The 17,696-nt window shown below is 43.7% G+C and carries 15 protein-coding genes; all 15 read left to right on the plus strand.

What is annotated here, in order from left to right:
• Positions 1-45: 45 nt before the first annotated feature.
• The 15 genes from AMICO_RS03765 to AMICO_RS03835 all read left to right on the plus strand — a co-directional run bounded on the left by AMICO_RS03765 (position 46) and on the right by AMICO_RS03835 (position 17,696).
• Positions 46-699 carry a 50S ribosomal protein L25 gene (locus AMICO_RS03765; protein ID WP_013048146.1) on the plus strand — a complete coding sequence of 218 codons (654 nt, stop codon included), beginning with the start codon at positions 46-48 and terminating at the stop codon, positions 697-699.
• A 6-nt stretch (positions 700-705) separates the two neighbouring features.
• Positions 706-1,296: an aminoacyl-tRNA hydrolase gene (pth, locus tag AMICO_RS03770; protein ID WP_013048147.1), complete on the plus strand. Its 591-nt coding sequence runs from the start codon at positions 706-708 to the stop codon at positions 1,294-1,296.
• Positions 1,297-1,417: 121 nt separating this feature from the next.
• Entirely contained in the window at positions 1,418-4,495 is a 3,078-nt protein-coding gene (gene mfd / locus AMICO_RS03775) for a transcription-repair coupling factor (protein WP_013048148.1), read from the plus strand.
• A gap of 2 nt (positions 4,496-4,497) precedes the next feature.
• On the plus strand, positions 4,498-5,343 hold the full coding sequence (gene mazG / locus AMICO_RS03780) for a nucleoside triphosphate pyrophosphohydrolase (protein WP_013048149.1): 846 nt from the start codon (positions 4,498-4,500) through the stop codon (positions 5,341-5,343).
• A gap of 12 nt (positions 5,344-5,355) precedes the next feature.
• Positions 5,356-6,837: a pyruvate carboxylase subunit B gene (locus tag AMICO_RS03785; protein ID WP_148211318.1), complete on the plus strand. Its 1,482-nt coding sequence runs from the start codon at positions 5,356-5,358 to the stop codon at positions 6,835-6,837.
• Positions 6,838-6,853: 16 nt separating this feature from the next.
• Positions 6,854-7,852 (plus strand): PhoH family protein, encoded by a 999-nt coding sequence (locus AMICO_RS03790; RefSeq protein ID WP_013048151.1) that lies wholly within the window; start codon positions 6,854-6,856, stop codon positions 7,850-7,852.
• A gap of 19 nt (positions 7,853-7,871) precedes the next feature.
• On the plus strand, positions 7,872-9,944 hold the full coding sequence (locus AMICO_RS09860) for an HD family phosphohydrolase (protein WP_169302797.1): 2,073 nt from the start codon (positions 7,872-7,874) through the stop codon (positions 9,942-9,944).
• Between the two features lie 3 nt (positions 9,945-9,947).
• Positions 9,948-10,484: an rRNA maturation RNase YbeY gene (gene ybeY / locus AMICO_RS03800; RefSeq protein WP_013048153.1), complete on the plus strand. Its 537-nt coding sequence runs from the start codon at positions 9,948-9,950 to the stop codon at positions 10,482-10,484.
• A 2-nt stretch (positions 10,485-10,486) separates the two neighbouring features.
• Positions 10,487-11,773 (plus strand): hemolysin family protein, encoded by a 1,287-nt coding sequence (locus AMICO_RS03805; RefSeq protein WP_013048154.1) that lies wholly within the window; start codon positions 10,487-10,489, stop codon positions 11,771-11,773.
• A complete protein-coding gene (locus AMICO_RS03810; RefSeq protein WP_013048155.1) occupies positions 11,760-12,203 on the plus strand; it encodes a cytidine deaminase in 444 nt (147 codons plus the stop codon). The genes AMICO_RS03805 and AMICO_RS03810 overlap by 14 nt, the downstream gene beginning before the upstream one ends.
• A complete protein-coding gene (era, locus tag AMICO_RS03815; RefSeq protein ID WP_013048156.1) occupies positions 12,200-13,126 on the plus strand; it encodes a GTPase Era in 927 nt (308 codons plus the stop codon). Before AMICO_RS03810 ends, era begins: the two co-directional genes overlap by 4 nt.
• A gap of 9 nt (positions 13,127-13,135) precedes the next feature.
• Positions 13,136-13,864 (plus strand): DNA repair protein RecO, encoded by a 729-nt coding sequence (recO, locus tag AMICO_RS03820; protein WP_013048157.1) that lies wholly within the window; start codon positions 13,136-13,138, stop codon positions 13,862-13,864.
• A gap of 53 nt (positions 13,865-13,917) precedes the next feature.
• Positions 13,918-14,796 carry a glycine--tRNA ligase subunit alpha gene (locus tag AMICO_RS03825; RefSeq protein WP_013048158.1) on the plus strand — a complete coding sequence of 293 codons (879 nt, stop codon included), beginning with the start codon at positions 13,918-13,920 and terminating at the stop codon, positions 14,794-14,796.
• Positions 14,797-14,818: 22 nt separating this feature from the next.
• A complete protein-coding gene (gene glyS, locus AMICO_RS03830) occupies positions 14,819-16,882 on the plus strand; it encodes a glycine--tRNA ligase subunit beta (RefSeq protein WP_013048159.1) in 2,064 nt (687 codons plus the stop codon).
• 10 nt (positions 16,883-16,892) lie between these two features.
• Complete coding sequence (locus tag AMICO_RS03835) at positions 16,893-17,696, plus strand: pyruvate, water dikinase regulatory protein (RefSeq protein WP_013048160.1); 804 nt, start codon at positions 16,893-16,895, stop codon at positions 17,694-17,696.

The following is a 17,696-nucleotide window of genomic DNA, read 5'->3' on the forward strand; positions in this document are numbered from 1 at the left end:
TTGCTTATGTTGGCGATTTGTTTTTTAAAAGGAGGATGTTTGTAGATGGCGGACATGGTTAAGATTGTTCTTGAGGAGAGAAACGAGAAGGGAAAGCAGGCTGTCAAGAAACTAAGACCTACGGGCTATGTCCCGGCAGTTTTTTATGGTCCAGAATACAGGGATGCCGTTACTGTGAAAGTAAAGGCGTCAGATATAGCTGCGGTCATTCGTTCTGGCCACTGGGAAACAGTGCGTTTTAACGCATCCCTTCCTAATGGCAGGGAAGAGATGTGCCTGATGAGAAATATACAGAGGAATCTTCTTAATAACGAGATTATTCATATTGATTTTATCCAGCTTCTGAAAGGACATAAAATAGCGGTGAATATCCCCGTAGTCCTTGAGGGCAGAGAAGATTGTGTTGGATTAAAACATGGTGGCATTATTGAGCAGCTTCTATATGAAGTTGAGATTGAAGTGTTGCCAACGGAAATACCAAATTCTGTTTCTATTGATGTTTCAGGGTTAAATGTGGGAGAAGGTTTTTCAGTGAAAGATCTAGCCCTTCCAAAAAGCGCCGATATCCTGGTAGATTTGGAAGAGTTGGTTGTTACTGTAGCTCAACCCAAGGCTGAAGTTGAAGAAGAGGAAGAAGAAGTAGAGGCTGGAGAAGTGGAAGTAGTGGCTAAGGGTAAGGCTAAGGAGGAAGAGGAGTAGTTTCTTTTGCGACTTATTGTTGGCCTTGGTAACCCTGGGGTAGAGTATGCTTTAACGCGGCATAATATAGGCTGGATGGTTCTTGACCGTTTATGCAGTCGATATTCTGCTGGGAATGCCTCATTAAGATTTGAGGGCATGGTATGGGGGCCATTATTTATTAAAGGCGAAAAATGCCTGTTGCTTAAACCCCTTACATTTATGAATCTTAGCGGAAGATCAGTAGCTCAAGTTTGCCATTATTACCAGATTTTACCTGAAGAGACTCTTGTCATAAGCGATGACGCGGCTCTTCCTTTCGGACAATTGCGGTTAAGAACGAAAGGTTCAGCTGGAGGCCATAATGGTCTTGCTTCAGTTTTGGGAGCTTTAAGAACCCTCGGGGTCCCACGGCTCCGAGTAGGCGTGGGAGCTGCTCCGGCAGAACGGGATATGGTGTCGTGGGTCATAGGGACTTTTCTTCCAGAAGAACGGTCTTTGTTGCCTGATGTTATAGAGAAGGCTGCAAATGCGGTGGAGCTTTGGCTCATGGAAGAAATTCAAACAGCCATGAGTCAGATAAATAACAGGGACAAAACCGGATCAGGCGAAAGTTGATCACAATGGCGAGACTCAGTCTCGCCATTGTTGTTATAAACGAAAATAAGGGTGGATTCTCATTTCTGTCTTTGACGCATGGAATAAAACAACAAGTTTGCTTTGGGATATTAGAGATGAAATGTGGAAGAGTGGGGAGCAGGTACATCTCCCTGTCGATGGAGGAGCACGCGCGTGGATATTAGGTGGGGCTTCTGTGCCTCTTCTTGTGGTTTTTTCAGATCAACGCCAAGCTGAGGATTTTGTATCAGACTTTGAAAATCTATGGGAAGGGGAGATAGTTCGACTTCTTTATGAACTCCCTCTCAGTGTTGAGGGGGTACGTAATAAATCTTTGCTCTTGCAAAGAGGAGAAACTCTATCTAAGTGGAAACAAGAAAAAGGCATCCTTGCTACTTCTCCAGGAGGGTTGCTTTCCCCTTTCTTAACAGGAGAAGGTGTTTTCCCATTAAGAAGGGAAATGGGTGAGGAAAGGGGACGTCTTCTTCGTTGGCTAGAAGTCGCCGGGTATGAACGAGTCGATCTTGTGTGGACCCCAGGACAATATGTTGTTAGAGGGTTTATTGTAGATATCTATGATCCTGCCTATGCTCTTCCGATTCGGATAGAGTTCTTTGATGAAATAGTCGAAAGCATTCGTTCCTTTCATCCCCAAAGCCAGATGAGTGCCGCAACCCTTGATGAAATAGAGATCCATAGCATAACGGCGGCCCGCGAGAAAAAACTGGAAGAAATGATTCCAGACTCTTGCCATACAGTGCTTTTCGAGCCCTCGCAAATTGAGAATAAAGCGGAGTCATACCGATGGCTATGGGAGGATCTGCGACACAAGGCGGAAGTTTCCTCCCTCAGCACGTGGCCTGATTTTTCATTGTCTCTACTTACAAATAAACCTAAAATTCGTATTAGCGCGGCTGTTGCCCGTTCTCGACTAGCATTGCCTATCCAGGAGTGCCCCCATTTCAGGGGAGATATGGATAAATTCCGATGGAATTGTCAGTACTGGAGGCAAGAAGGTTATTCTATCCATCTTATTTCCTCGGGAACCTCCCTTCAAAATGATAATGACCTAAAGGACAAGCTCGTTTTTCATAAGGGGTCACTTTCAAAGGGATTTATAGATGAATATCGAAAAATAGTATTAATCTCAGATTTTGAAATAGGGGGGCTCAGTCTCTCTCCACACAGCAAGCCATGGAGAGCTCTCCCTATGGACTGGAAAGAACGCCTTACCGAAAATCAGTTAGTAGTTCACGAAGATTATGGTGTAGCGGTGTACAGGGGGGTAGAAGAGGTTGCCTCAGGAGGGGAACGATTTGATTCTCTAATTCTTGAGTTTGCCAATAAACAAAGGTTGCTTGTACCCTTTATGCAAATTTATAAGATAGATCCCCTGCCCGAAGAAGCAACTGCAGAAACAGTGCTTGACTCTTTACGGGGGACACGATGGAAAAAGGCAGTTGAAAAAACAAGAGAACGAGTAAGAGAAGAAGTAAAGAATCTCGTTCGTCTTTATGCTCGCAGGGAACTCTTAAAAGGATATGCTTTCCCAGTGGCATCAGAGATTTATAGACACTTTGTAGAGGCTTTCCCCTACGTTGAAACGCCAGATCAGCTTCGTGCGGAGCAAGAGATATTGCAGGATATGGAAAGCTCACATCCTATGGACAGACTATTAGTAGGAGATGTGGGGTTCGGGAAAACAGAAATTGCTATGCGTGCTGCTTTTAAGGCATCAGAAGCAGGGAAGCAGGTAGTAGTACTTGTGCCTACTACAATTCTCGCACAACAACACTATCATACTTTTCGAAGCCGTATGGCGGGTTTTCCTATTAGAGTTGAGGTTTTATCACGCTTTGTTTCAACATCGAGGCAAAAACGTATTTTAGAAGACACTAAAAAAGGGCTGGTGGATATTCTTATTGGGACACAGCGTTTGCTCCAGAAAGACATTGAATTTAAAGATCTCGGACTTCTAATTATCGATGAAGAGCATCGTTTCGGGGTTATGCATAAAGAAAAGCTTAAAGATACAAGGGAGGGACTAGACGTTTTAACGCTTTCCGCGACTCCCATTCCGCGGACCTTATCTCTTTCATTACGTGGATTGCGAAGTTTTTCTATAATTTCAACTCCTCCTTATAACAGGGTACCAGTCTTAACAATGGTGGGGCCAAGAAAAAAGAATCTTATCCACCGGGCTGTGTTGCAAGAATTAAATAGAGGGGGACAGGTTTTCTTTGTGTCTAACCGGATTAATCGCCTTAAGGGAAAATACGAAGAACTGAAAATAATGTTTCCAGAGGCTAGAATAAGTATGGCCCATGGACAGATGGCTGAAAAAGATCTTGAAAGAACAATGTTAGATTTTTACAATGGCAACCTGGACATTCTCGTGTGTACGACTATTGTAGAAAGTGGTCTTGACATCCCTAGGGCTAATACCCTTATCGTTGATGACGCTCAAGAACTTGGTCTTGCGCAGATGTATCAGCTCAGGGGACGGGTTGGACGGAGGGAAGAAGGTGCATACGCTTATTTCCTTTACCCTGAAACTATGCCTCTACAGAAAGAAACAATGGAACGTTTCGAGGCTATATCTGCCTTTTCAGACATAGGATCGGGTTATAGCTTAGCCCTCCAGGATCTGCAGATAAGGGGAAGTGGCGATATTATAGGAGTGTCACAACATGGACAGGATGAGCGTGTAGGTTATCGTTTTTATTATAAAATGCTTGAGGAGGAAATAGCCCGGATCCGGGGAGAGCTTTTTTCTGAAACGCCGGTAGATAGTGAGCTTTCAGGGACTATTCCCTCGACATATATTCCTCAGGATACCATACGTATTACTCTTTACAGGCGGTTGCTGAAAAGCAATGACTCGAAGGAGTTGAACCAGTTAAGGAAGGAAATACGAGATCGTTTTGGCCCCCTTCCAGATTCTCTGACATACCTTATCGATACAGTAATTGTAAGGATTTCTGGAGCTTCTGCAGGTCTAGCTTCTGTAGTATCAGGGAGTGATAAGACTATAGTCATAATAAAAAATGATCGAATACACCAAAGGCTATGCAGCTTTAAAGGATGGATCAGAACAACAGATCGTATTATTGGTCCAGGGGGTTATAAAGGAATGAGCGACTTATCAGAAGCGATTTGGTCTCTTCTTTATAAAAATGCTAAAAAAAATGGGGGGTAAATATGGATATCACAGAGAACTTTTTACTCGGACAACTTGTGGAGATTATGTCGCGGCTTAGGTCTCCTGAAGGTTGCCCTTGGGATAGGGAACAAACCTTTGAAAGCTTGAGAAGTCATATAATAGAAGAAGCATATGAACTGGTAGAAGCCATTACTCAGCAGGATAAAGACGAAATACGGGAAGAAGCGGGAGATGTTTTGCTTCAGATTGTTTTTGTTGCTCAGCTTGCTCAAGAAAAGGGCTTCTTTGACATTAAAGATGTAATATCTGAAATTTGTGATAAGCTCATACGAAGGCATCCTCACGTTTTTGGCGATGTTAATGTGAGAGGAAGCGCTGATGTTCTTGTGAATTGGGAGAAAATCAAGGTTCGCGAAAAATCGACCCAAAAACGTGACGATACCTCAATTTTGGCGGGAATTCCCGAGAGTTTGCCGCCTTTATTAAAAGCATACAGAATTCAATCTAAAGTTTCTCATGTTGGTTTTGATTGGGAGAAAGGTGATATTGCTCCTCTTCTTGGAAAGGTAAGTGAAGAGTTAAGGGAAGTGGAAGTGGCTACTTTGCGAGAGCAACAACAGGAGATGGAGGAAGAGATAGGCGACCTGTTCTTTGCTGTAGTTAATCTTTCCAGACATTTGGGAGTGAACCCGGATGTAGCCTTACAGCGTGCAAACAGGAAGTTCGAGTATCGTTTTCGTCAGGTAGAAATAATGATTCATAAAGAAGGAAAAGAATGGTCTGATTATGGTTTACAAGAGCTCGAAGTTCTATGGGATAAGGCGAAGAATTTTACCGTTTCAACGAAGCGGCCAAAAAAGGCTTGCGATTCATCATTACAGTAATGGGGGCTGTGAATGATAATGAATGAAGAAAAGGGTAAAAACACGGTCAAAATCGGGAAGAATGAGAGAAGCGCAAAGGTTGGAAAGGTTGAGAACTTGAATGTTCCGAAGGTGCGCGTAACTGAAACGGCATTGAGAGATGCCCATCAATCTCTTATGGCTACAAGGATGCGTATAGAAGATATGCTCCCTGTAGCTGAGATGATGGATGAAATAGGGTACCACTCTCTTGAGGTTTGGGGTGGCGCTACTTTCGATTCATGCATGCGTTTCCTTGATGAAGATCCCTGGGAAAGGTTAAGAGGGCTTCGTAAAATGTTTAAGAAAACGAAGCTCCAGATGCTTCTGAGGGGGCAAAATATTGTAGGATATAGGCATTATGCAGATGATACTGTGCGGGAATTTGTAAAGAGAGCAGTAGGAAATGGTCTTGATATCATTCGAATATTTGATGCTCTTAATGACTTGAGAAATATGGAAGTTGCAGCAGATCAGGTGAAAAAAGAAGGGGCCCACCTGCAACTTTCAATTTCCTACACCCTCTCTCCCGTTCACACTTTAACAGCATTTGCAGACCTTTCAGTCAAGATGAAAGAGATGGGTGCAGATTCTATCTGCATAAAAGATATGGCAGGTCTCTTAAGTCCAGTAGATGCCTCTAAACTGGTAAAAGCCATTAAAAAGAATACAGGACTCCCAGTTCAGGTCCACTCTCATTACACGAGCGGCATGGCATCTATGGCTTATCTAGCTTCTATTGAAGCTGGTGCAGACGTGGTAGATTGCGCCATATCCCCATTCTCTATGGGGACAAGCCAGCCTCCTACGGAATCTCTGGTAGCAGCGTTGGCCGGCGGTCCTTATGATACAGGAATGAAACTGGAGAAGCTTGTACCAGTAGCCAATCACTTTAAACAGATTCGCGAAAAATATAAAGATATCTTTGTGAGCTTGACAGCAGTAGACGTGAATGTTCTTATATATCAGATTCCTGGAGGAATGTACTCTAATCTCGAAAGTCAGCTGAAAGAGCAGAACGCGATGAATAGACTCGATGAGGTGTTGCAAGAAGTACCCCGTGTCCGCAAAGAGATGGGTTACCCCCCACTCGTAACGCCGACGAGCCAGCTTGTGGGGACTCAGGCTACTCTCAACGTCTTAGTAGGGGAGCGCTGGAAAATTATACCGAAAGAAGTGCGAAGCTATCTCATGGGATACTACGGCAAACCCCCGGCAGAAGTTGATCCTGAAATTAGAAAGAAAGCCATAGGGGATGAAATGCCCATCACATGCCGTCCCGGAGAAAAAATTGAACCAGAAATGGAAGAAGCGAAAAAGGCAGTGGAAGCATGGGCTCTTCAGCCGGAAGACGCACTTTCTTACGCATTATTCCCGGCAGTAGCCAAAGATTTCCTAATGAAAAAATATGCTCAAAAAACAAAAAGGGATATCGGTCTTGAAACACTAGTTGATGGAACCGGTTATCCCGTATAGAGGATTAGAAAAATATATGAATGAAAATCATTTGAAAGAGTCGGAAATGGGCACCTATTCTCAGACAATGGTGGTTTCTGATCAGGATATTATGGAACGCCTTGCAGGAAATAACGATGAAAACTTTCGTGTTATTGAAGAACGTTTTCCCGTGCGTCTTGTAGTTCGAGGAGAGCAAATCACGGTACAAGGGCCTGATAATGACGTTGTTCAGACTGTATTTCGTTACCTTGAAGAACTTTTTAAGGTGGCAAAACAGGGGCATCAAATATTAGTTGCTGATGTTCGGTATGGTATGGATATGATCGCTGTGGAGGGGAAGGCAGATCTTGCCCCCCTCTACAATGATGTTATTTGTACAACAGCGAGAGGCAAGCCTGTTCGCCCTAAGACGGGTGGCCAGAAACTGTACATAGAGGCTATGCGTGCTCACGATATCGTTTTTGCTATAGGCCCGGCAGGAACAGGCAAGACATACCTGGCCGTATGTCATGGAGTGGCCATGTTAAAAGCTGGAGCCATCAGTCGCATTGTTCTTGTGCGTCCAGCAGTGGAAGCTGGTGAAAGTCTTGGATATTTGCCAGGGGATCTTAGAGAAAAAGTTGAGCCTTACGTTCGGCCTCTTTATGATGCTTTTTACGATCTTTTTTCGCCAGAGCGTTTTTTGCGATATATAGATAAAAATGTTATAGAAATAGCTCCCCTTGCTTACATGAGAGGAAGGACCTTGAATGATAGTTTTATCATTCTCGATGAGGCTCAGAATACAACGCCTGAGCAGATGAAAATGTTTTTAACCCGTCTTGGTTTCGGATCTAAGGCAGTGGTGACAGGAGATATTACCCAGATAGATCTCCCTTCTGGGAAAAAGTCAGGCTTAATTCAAGTGAGAGAAATTCTGGAGGGGATAAAAGGAATTGCCTTTCTTGAGCTTACCAACCGCGATGTGGTACGCCACGAAATAGTACAACGAGTGGTTAGGGCGTATGAAGAATATGAAAATAGGAAGCAGTAATTTGAATATTTTTAAAAAAATGAATCGAATAAGCTCAAGAATATCGATGAAGGAAGATGTCTTTCGTTTGACTTCCGTGTTCTTGCTTCTTTTTTTTGCGGTCCTTCTTATTCTTGCGCGGTGGTTCTTTGATGGCGGGCGGGCCGGCTTTGTACAGGGTCATCCTGCCCCTCGTACTTATCTTGCCATATCCCCTATGAAATATATTGATGAAGAGAAGACAAATCTTCTTCGCAGCCGTGTTGAAAGCACTATATCAGGAGTCCTTGTTAAGGATACAGAAGCCATAAACACTATGACATCCCAGCTTAAATCTCTTGAAGCAGGAGACTTTCAGGGCGCCATGATTCCTAAGGATCTTATTGCCATTTTACAAGAGATGCCAGAACGAAGGAGACAAACAACTCTCAAAGCAGTTGCAACTATCGGTTTCCAGTTTCTTATAAAAGAAAACAATGGTGACGAATTTGCGACTCCTGCCCCAGAAAAGCTTTGGGGGAAAATTGAAGAATTGAACTTCCCGGCAGAGATGAATAATCTTATCTATCAGATTCTGGAAGCTGTCCTTCGACCTGCGGTTAAAATTGACGAAGAGCTAACACAGGGGCTTCGTAATGATCTGGCCGCAAGCCTCAAACCAATAGAGCAGTATCTCAAGGTTGGGGATGTTATCGTAGAAAAGGGAAAGATCATAACTCCTCAGCTCTCTCGTATTCTTCTATCACAAGGATATCTTCAGCAGCAATTCCCATGGAAGATCCTTCTTTTTTCTGCTCTACTAATCCTTTGCTGGCCTTTTTGGATACAGTTGCCGGCTTTTGCTGCAGGAGGTCGACAAAAATATGAAACAAACGAAATATATATTGCTTGTATAGTAGGGGCCTATTGGTTTGCTGAATACATTTCTGGTCTGTTGGGAGCCCGGGGAGTGGCTATTATTACTTTGTCAGGTTGGGTATATCTTGTTCTGCCCTTTACTCTTGGTTTCCAGGTTGTTTTTGGGGCGTCTATTATAGCCTCTATTCTACTGACATCCTTCTCAACATCAGGAATAGTTCTTGTGAGTTTTATGGGCCTGGTGGCAGCTATGACGGGGCCTTTTTTCTTAAAAGACGTTCACTCCAGAAGCCATTTATGGAGACAGCTTTTTATCGCAGGCTTGCTTCCTGTCTTTGCTGGAATGTTAGCGCGATGGACCATTGCACTAGAAATGTCATGGCAGGTGTTTTTGTTTGCTTGTCTAGGAGAGGCCTTATGGGGTACGGTGGTCATTGCTTTCCTGCCCATCTGGGAAAACTTTTTTGATATAATGTCACCTCTGCGCCTTATGGAGCTTTCATATCCGACTCAGCCATTGTTGAAAAAACTCCAGATAGAGGCTCCGGGCACATACCATCATTCTCTAATGGTGGGGACATTGGCAGAAACTGCAGCAGATAGACTTGGCATGAATGCATACCTTGTTAGAGCAGGTGCGTATTATCACGATATAGGCAAGCTAAGGCGTCCTCACTTTTTTGTTGAAAATCAAATGGAAGGTGAAAATGTTCATGATGAGCTAACTCCGTCTCTTTCTGCCCTTGTTATCATCGCCCATGTACGAGAGGGTTTGGAAATTGCGGAGGAATATAATTTGCCAGGAAAGCTCCGTCAGTTTATAGCGGAACATCATGGGACTACATGTCTTTCTTATTTTTTCCGCAAATCAAGTTCTCAGGGGGAGAAATTACCTCGAGAGCAATTTTGTTATCCTGGGCCAAGACCCTCTAGCAGGGAAACGGCATTGTTAATGCTGGCAGATTCGGTAGAAGCAGCTGTCCGAGCAGATCGGCGAAATATTTCGGGGATACAAGACCTGGAAAAGGTTATATCTGGCGTCGTTGAGTCTAAAGTAGTCGAGGGACAGCTTGACGATGTTGATTTTACTTTAAAAGATTTAGCAGAAATAAAAGAGGCCTTGATCTATGCCCTTCAATCAGTTTATCATGGCCGTAAGGTTAAAGAAATACAATCGTCAGACGAGAGTAGTCAAAGCCCAACTCCCAGCCAGGGTGAGGGCGGGGAGAATTCTCAAAGCAAACAGGAGGAGTAATACGTGAAGGTTCATTTATGCTTAGACAGTGTGGATGATGGAGAATCCGAAAGTATTAGGGCCCTCAGAAAACTTGAGGGCTGTGAGGAAGTGTTGGAGCGGGTTGTTCAGCGTCTTTTTCAGGGGAGATACGAAAACCAGCAAGCAGAAGTATCTATTTCTATAGTTTCAACCACGGAAATGCAGGAAATTAATAGGGAATACAGAGGAATAGACCAGCCAACAGATGTCCTTTCTTTCCCCATGTGGGAAGAGGGAGAAGAGTTTTGCCCCCCCAGCGGATGGGAGATGCTTCCTTTGGGCGACATACTCATTTGTGAAGAAGTGGTCAGGGAGAATGCAAGGCAAAACAACGTTTCGTATATAGAAGAGCTGTACCTGATAGTAGCCCACGGTTTTCTTCACCTCTTAGGTATAGACCATGATACCGTCGAAAAACAGGAGATGATGTGGTCTCTCCAATCAATAATTCGTGACGAATGGCTTTTGGCTCTCAATAAGATTCAAAGTGACTCCCCCATTGAAGGAGGATTGATTTGATAGTGGATATTCCTGCATCTGCTATTAAAGCTTTGATCTTTCTCCTCTTCCTTATAATTTGTTCCGCATTCTTTAGCAGCGCAGAAACGGCTATAACCGCAGCAGGGAGAGGTAAACTGCTAGCGCTTCAAGAACGCCACCCATATCAGCGCCGTTTTTTTCAGTGGCTTGTAGGAGATGTCCAACGTGCTCTCACGATTACTCTTGTTTCAAATAATCTTGTTAATATTGCGGCCAGCGCTGTTGCCACTTCCCTGGCGATTCTTCTTTTTGGCCATAGAGGAGTGCTCTGGGCCGTTATAATAATGACCGTTGTCATTGTTATCTTCGGCGAGGTTTTACCTAAAAGCATTGCTATCATAAAATCAGAGGCTATATTGATCTTTACTCTTCCCATCCTTAGGTTGCTTGGAGTGGTTTTCTCTCCCTTCATCTGGATTATGAACCGACTTGTGCGGGTGCTTGGTCTTCTTTTCGGTGTAGATCTCCGCATGCAGCATACCTTTGTGACAAGGGAAGAAATAGAGCAAATGGTGAATATAGGAGAAGCTTCAGGTGTCCTTGAGGCAGTGGAGCGAAAGATGATCCATGGAATCATCTCTTTTGAAGAAACTCGTGTTTACGAGATTATGGTTCCTAGAACTGATATAAACGCTATAGCAAACGATGCAAGCATCGGAGATTCAGTGGCTATTTTTCAGGAGTATGGACATTCAAGAATTCCTGTCTTCGATGAGAGCCTGGATGATATTGTAGGGATTCTTTATGCGAAAGATGCCATCCCCTATCTCTTTTCTGGAAAGATTGACGAGCCTGTATCAAAACTGAAAAGAGATGCTCTTTTTGTTCCGGAAACTATGAAAATCGTTGATGTTTTTAACATAATGAAAAATAGAAGGGTACATATGGCTATCGTAGTTGACGAATATGGCGGAACGGCTGGACTTGTTACTCTTGAAGACCTGCTTGAAGAGATAGTTGGAGAAATTCAAGATGAGTACGATTTTGAAACAGCGCCGGTTCTCAAAGAAACGGGTGGGAATTATCTTGTACAGGCCAATGTGAGCCTGGAAGACTTAAGTGAAACCCTTGCCTATCCTTTTGAATCAGAAGATGCAGAAAGTGTGGGAGGTCTGGTTCTCTCATTAACAGGGGGATTCCCTGAAAAAGGGGCACTTCTTCAATATGGAAAATGGGAAATAGAAGTTCTTGATGTGGAAGATCACAGGATAAAGCTTTTGAGGTTTCACGAAGTGCTATTAAAGGACGAAGAAAATGAAGAAGACTGAAGACAAGAGCCCTAAGTGGGCTTTCAGCGCAATTTCGCCTCTTAGACTGCTTAAAGAGGCAAGAGAGGCTCAATATTATTCATATAGCCCTTATTCCCATTTCCCTGTGGGGGCGGCTCTACTTCTTGGAAATAATGAGGTTATCAAAGGTTGCAATGTAGAAAACGCATCTTATGGTATGGCCCTTTGTGCCGAGCGGAATGTAATAGCTCAGATGGTAGCTTTGGGGAAAAAGGATCCCCAGGCCATCGCCATTGTGGGGAAAATAGGTACCCCCTGCTATCCCTGTGGGGCGTGTTTGCAGGTTATGTGGGAATTTAATCCGGATATGATCCTTGTTTTTGAAAAGGAAAATAATAAAGCAGAGACGATGTTGCTGCGAAATCTTCTCCCATATCCTTTTAGCAGAGAGGGCATGAAGGACGAATGAGAGAAGCTGCAATGAACTTTAAGTTTGGAGTGGTGCCCATTGTCGGGCGCCCCAATGTAGGGAAATCATCGTTGCTTAACAATATTCTTGCTTACAAGGTGTCTATTGTCTCGGAGAAACCGCAGACGACGAGAAATGCTATTCATGGCATATATAATGAGCCTGAAATGCAGATAGTTTTTACAGATACTCCAGGGATCCATAGGCCTCGTCACAAGCTGGGCGAAGCCCTTGTAAAGGCTGCCGTTCGTTCCCTAGAAAATGCAGACCTTATCCTGTATGTGGTAGAAGTTGATGACATCTCAATTTCGCCGGAAGACGATAGGATCATCGAGATACTCCAAGAAGTTTCCACCCCAATTTTCCTTGTAGTTAATAAAATAGACCAGGTCCAGCAAAGTGAAAGAAGACTTATGGCCGTAGCGTCTCTTTTTAAAGAAAAGTTGCCTATAGTTGGTGCCTTAGGTGTTTCAGCTAAGAAAGGTTACAATATAGACAAACTTGTACAAATTCTTAAAGATAAACTCCCGGCCGGGTTCCCATGGTACGATGAAGAAATTCTTACTGACCGTCCGGAACGTTTTTTAGCGGGTGAGATTATACGGGAAAAGGTATTGCTGCTTACCCATGAAGAGGTCCCTCATAGTGTTGCTGTAGAAGTGGAAGAATACAAAAGTCCAGACGAATATCCAGAAAGGGACGTTCTTTATATTCGTGCCAATCTTGTTGTAGAAAGAGAAGGGCAGAAGACTATCCTTATAGGGAAAAAGGGGAGTAAAATAAAAAAAATTGGAAGCTTAGCCCGTTCTGATATAGAAACAATGACGGGTCATAGGGTTTTTCTTGACCTTTGGATAAAGGTTAGGCCAGCTTGGCGTAAATCTGAAGGTGAGCTTTGGAGAATGGGGTATATAGAAAGGTGATACGTTGCTGTGGATTTTTTAACCCAAGGACTTTTTCGCAGTTCTGGAGTGGTGCTGCGTCGTAGGATTAGCGCAGAAGGCGATATCTCCCTACACCTTTTCCTCAAAGGAGTTGGCCCCGTATGGGTCCAGGCACCAGGGTCCGCTCGTGGAAGGGGTCGGTTTGGTGGCGCGACAGAACCATTGACATGGGGGTCATTTAATCTTTATAAAGGGCCTAAACATCTTTATTTAAAGACCATAGATGTGAAAGATGACATGTGGACGTTACGCCTTGATCCTGAAAAGCTTCATTCAGCTTTGGAATGGAATAGAATGGTTTCTCGCTACACCTGTTCCGGCGTGGCTGAAGATGATGTTTTGATTCTTTTGTATTGGACTATGCGTTCTTTGTGCGAGGGTGCCAATCCACTATTTCTTTCTTGGCGGCTGCTGTGGAGGTGGCTTTATATACGTGGAGAGGCTCCTGATCTATCAAAATGTGAACAGTGTGGAGTTGCTTTAAAAGACGCTGTTTATTGGTCTGATTCAGGGTTTCTTTGCCAAAACTGTAGTTCAAACGGGGGCAGTTCAATGATTGCTTCGAAAGAGCTGAGACTTCTTCAGGCGGCGGCCATGCTGCCCCGCCGAAATCTTATTTCTTTTTCTTCTCAAGGAGCTCCTTCAGATGGTACAGAGAAAGCTTTCTGGAAAACGCAGATTGGACGTTTAAAGATGATTCTTGACAGAAGTTGTTAAAAATAGACAATCCTACAAAGATAAAAGGTTTTATCGCGAGGGAGGTTTTTTATGTGAACTTTCAAGAAATTATTTTCCGTCTCGAACGTTTTTGGGCTGAACAGGGATGTGTTATACAACAACCATATGACATAGAAGTTGGGGCTGGAACTATGAATCCCGCAACTGCTCTACGGGTACTTGGCCCCGAACCATGGAAAGTTGCATACGTTGAGCCTTCTAGAAGACCTACAGACGGACGTTACGGTGAAAATCCCAATAGGTTGCAGCATTATTATCAGTATCAGGTTATTGTTCAACCAGCGCCTGAAAACATTCAGGAGATCTATCTTGCCAGCCTTGGTGCCCTAGGCATAGAGCCCCAAGAACATGATATCCGTTTTGTTGAAGACGATTGGGAATCTCCAACCGTAGGGGCCTGGGGGCTGGGCTGGGAAGTTTGGCTTGATGGAATGGAAGTGACTCAGTTTACCTATTTTCAGCAGGTTGGTGGTGTAGATATGGCTCTGGTTCCTGCGGAGCTGACCTATGGCATTGAGCGTATAGCCATGTTCGTACAGAAAGTGGAGAATGTATATGATCTTGCCTGGGTTGATAATGTAACATACGGAGATATTCACCATTGGGATGAAGTGGAGTTTTCTCACTATAATTTTGAAATAGCAGACACGGATATGCTTTTTAAACTTTTTACCATGTATGAAGCGGAGGCGAATCATATCCTTGCTGAAGGGTATGTACTTCCTGCTTATGATTATGTACTGAAGTGTTCCCACACTTTCAATCTTCTGGATGCAAGGAATGCTATTAGTGTAACGGAACGAACAGGCTACATCTCCCGTATTCGGGCCCTTGCGAGTCTTTGCTGTGAAAGATATGCGGGAAGCCGCAAAGAGATGAACTATCCTTTTATGAATAAATTTTCTCGCTAGACCATGGAAGAGGTGAAGAGTCATGGCATATAAAAATCTTTTACTTGAAATAGGAACTGAAGAAATTCCATCACGCTTTCTTCCTGACGCATTAGAAACCATCGTAAGTTACGCTGAAAAAGAATTTGAAACAGCCCGCATTAAGCATGGACGGATAGGGGCATATGGAACTCCTCGCCGCATAGCTCTTACTATTAGGGATGTTCAGGAAAACCAGGAAGATAAAATAATGACCTATAAGGGGCCGACATGGGAGTCAGCCTTTGACGCCAATGGAAACCCAACTAAAGCTGCCATAGGATTTGCTAAGAGCAAGGGGGTTAACTACGAAGAATTAACCCATAAGGAAGTAGATGGGGTGCGTTATGCCTTCGCAGTCATTTCTGAACAGGGGAACCCTGTTCAAAATTTGCTTCCTCAAATACTAACTAATATTATGGGCCAGATTGTTTTTCCTAAGAATATGTATTGGCTTGATCCGACAATAAAATTTGCCAGACCTATTCGTTGGATCGTTGCCCTTCTCGATAAAGAAATAGTTCCCTTTACTTATGGCGGCATAGAAAGTGGCCGAACAACTAGGGGCCATCGCTTTATGGGATCCAGGAGCATTGATGTTGCCGATGCGTCAGAATTTATGGAAAAGCTATACGATAATTATGTTATCCTCGATCAGGAAAAACGAAAACAAAAAATGATTTCGGGCATAACCGCCCTCGAGAAAGAAATTGGGGGCAAAGTAGAACTTGACCCTGAGCTCGTTGATGAAAACCTGTATCTTGTAGAGTTTCCGATTCCCTTTTATGGTTCTTTTGACAAGAAATTTCTCGATATACCAGAGGAAGTATTGACGATAAGTATGAAAAAACATCAAAAATACTTTCCTGTACGAAGTGAAAACGGCAAACTTATGCCTTTCTTTGTAGGGGTAAGTAATAACAGGGCTACGAATATGGGGGTAGTGCGTGAAGGAAATGAACGGGTATTGCGGGCAAGGCTCGAAGACGCCGCATTTTTCTGGGCGGAAGATCTGAAAAAACCTCTTGCGGGATGTATAGAGGGGTTAAAGAGCATTGTTTACCAGGAAAAACTAGGGTCCCTTTACGATAAAATCAAAGCAACCCAGAAACTGGCGAAATATCTTTGTGAAAAACTTGGGTTTTTAGATGAGGCTAAACTTGTAGACAGAGCTGCCTTACTCTCAAAATGCGATTTGTTGACCAATATGGTGTATGAGTTCCCAGAACTTCAGGGAATTATGGGGCGTGAATATGCCCTTCGTAATGGGGAGCCGGAAAGAGTCGCAAAAGCTATTTATGAACAATATCTCCCAAAGTCCGCTGGCGACACTGTCCCATCAGATATCATAGGAGCAATACTTGGCATAGCAGAACGAATTTTTGTTATTGTAAATTGCCACAAGGTAGGTCTTCAGCCCACAGGTTCCCAAGATCCCTATGCTCTCAGACGGGCAGCACGATGTATTAACGAGATTATCTGGGGAGTCGATCTGGATGTAGATATTGCGGATCTTATCTCTCAAGCAGGACAAAATTTCGAGGTGCCTGAAAAGATACTAGAGCAATCCAGGAGTTTTTTTGAACAGCGGCTTCATGTACAACTAAAAGAAAAGGGCTATGAGCACGATCTTGTGACGTTGGCTATTTCAGTTGTTGGACGCAAACCTTTCCAGGCCCTTCACTTTTTAAATGTTGTTAATAAGGTGAAGAATGAAGAATGGTTTGTGGACCTTGTTACAGCAGCGGTACGGGTTAGAAATATCTTATCAAAGGCAGAAGAGTACTCCAAAGATATCGCCCAGGAGCTTTTTCAGAAAAATGTGGAAAATGAGCTGTTTATAGAAATGAATGAAATGACACCATTAGTAGAGGATGCTTTGGAAAGATATGATTGGGACGAACTGATGGTTCTACTATCGAGGCTTTCTCCACGTATCACGGCTTTCTTTGACGATGTTATGATTATGGATAACGACCTTGACATCAGGCAGAATAGATTAGCCTTACTTTCTCGCTGTAATAGTATTTTCAAAGAAGTTGGAGATCTGGGTGTCCTGAAGAACTAGGAGGGGGAAAATGAGCTCTCTGTCATTGTTTATAGTTTCAGACTCTACAGGAGAAACAGCGGAACATGTTTCTCACTCAGCTATGAGTCAGTTCGAGTCTTCCTTTAGTCAGGTTACCCGATTTCGCTATGTAGACTCAGAAGAAAAGGTGAAGGACATTTTACAACAGGCGGCGCTTGCCCGCCCTGTTGTTGTGTGTACTCTGGTGAATAGGAATTTAAGGCGGTCAATGGCCCTAAGAGCTCAGAAATTGGGGATACCTTTTGTGGATCTTCTTGGTTCCCTATTAGAACTTCTCGAGTTGAGGCTGGGGGAGGACCCCTTGGAATCGCCGGGACTGAATCGCCGTATGGATGAAGAGTATTTCAGGCGGGTTAAGGCTGTTGAATTTGCTATACAGTGTGATGATGGACGAAACCCACCGGCTCTTCCCATAGCGGATCTTGTTATATTGGGAGTTTCCCGAACGGGGAAAACGCCTCTTTCAATGTATATTGCGAATCGGGGATTCAAAGTGGCCAATATTCCGCTAATACCAGAAGTAGATCCTCCCCAAGAGGTTTTCTCCGTTCCCAAAGAGCGACTCATTGGCTTAGTTATAGATCCTTTAAAGTTAATACAAATACGAGAGGAAAGGCTGAAGCTTCTAGGGCTTGATCCGGCAGCTTCAGCCTATGCTAACAGGGAGAGAGTCAGACGAGAATTAGAGTACGCCAGTAATATAATGTCGCAGCTTGGCTGTCGCATCTATGATGTAACGGGTCGGGCAGTAGAAGAGAACGCACAGGAAATAATGGATCTTCTTCGGGGGTAG

Source organism: Aminobacterium colombiense DSM 12261 (assembly GCF_000025885.1).
GTDB classification, from domain to species: domain Bacteria; phylum Synergistota; class Synergistia; order Synergistales; family Aminobacteriaceae; genus Aminobacterium; species Aminobacterium colombiense.

What these genes read in the sequence shown, in the direction of transcription:
- mazG (WP_013048149.1), top strand. Translation starts at nt 4,498, where the DNA reads ATGGATATCACAGAGAACTTTTTACTCGGACAACTTGTGGAGATTATG.
- era (WP_013048156.1), top strand. Translation starts at nt 12,200, where the DNA reads ATGAGAGAAGCTGCAATGAACTTTAAGTTTGGAGTGGTGCCCATTGTC.
- glyS (WP_013048159.1), top strand. Translation starts at nt 14,819, where the DNA reads ATGGCATATAAAAATCTTTTACTTGAAATAGGAACTGAAGAAATTCCA.
- AMICO_RS09860 (WP_169302797.1), top strand. Translation starts at nt 7,872, where the DNA reads ATGAATCGAATAAGCTCAAGAATATCGATGAAGGAAGATGTCTTTCGT.
- AMICO_RS03790 (WP_013048151.1), top strand. Translation starts at nt 6,854, where the DNA reads ATGAATGAAAATCATTTGAAAGAGTCGGAAATGGGCACCTATTCTCAG.
- AMICO_RS03810 (WP_013048155.1), top strand. Translation starts at nt 11,760, where the DNA reads ATGAAGAAGACTGAAGACAAGAGCCCTAAGTGGGCTTTCAGCGCAATT.
- mfd (WP_013048148.1), top strand. Translation starts at nt 1,418, where the DNA reads ATGTGGAAGAGTGGGGAGCAGGTACATCTCCCTGTCGATGGAGGAGCA.
- AMICO_RS03765 (WP_013048146.1), top strand. Translation starts at nt 46, where the DNA reads ATGGCGGACATGGTTAAGATTGTTCTTGAGGAGAGAAACGAGAAGGGA.
- AMICO_RS03785 (WP_148211318.1), top strand. Translation starts at nt 5,356, where the DNA reads ATGATAATGAATGAAGAAAAGGGTAAAAACACGGTCAAAATCGGGAAG.
- AMICO_RS03835 (WP_013048160.1), top strand. Translation starts at nt 16,893, where the DNA reads ATGAGCTCTCTGTCATTGTTTATAGTTTCAGACTCTACAGGAGAAACA.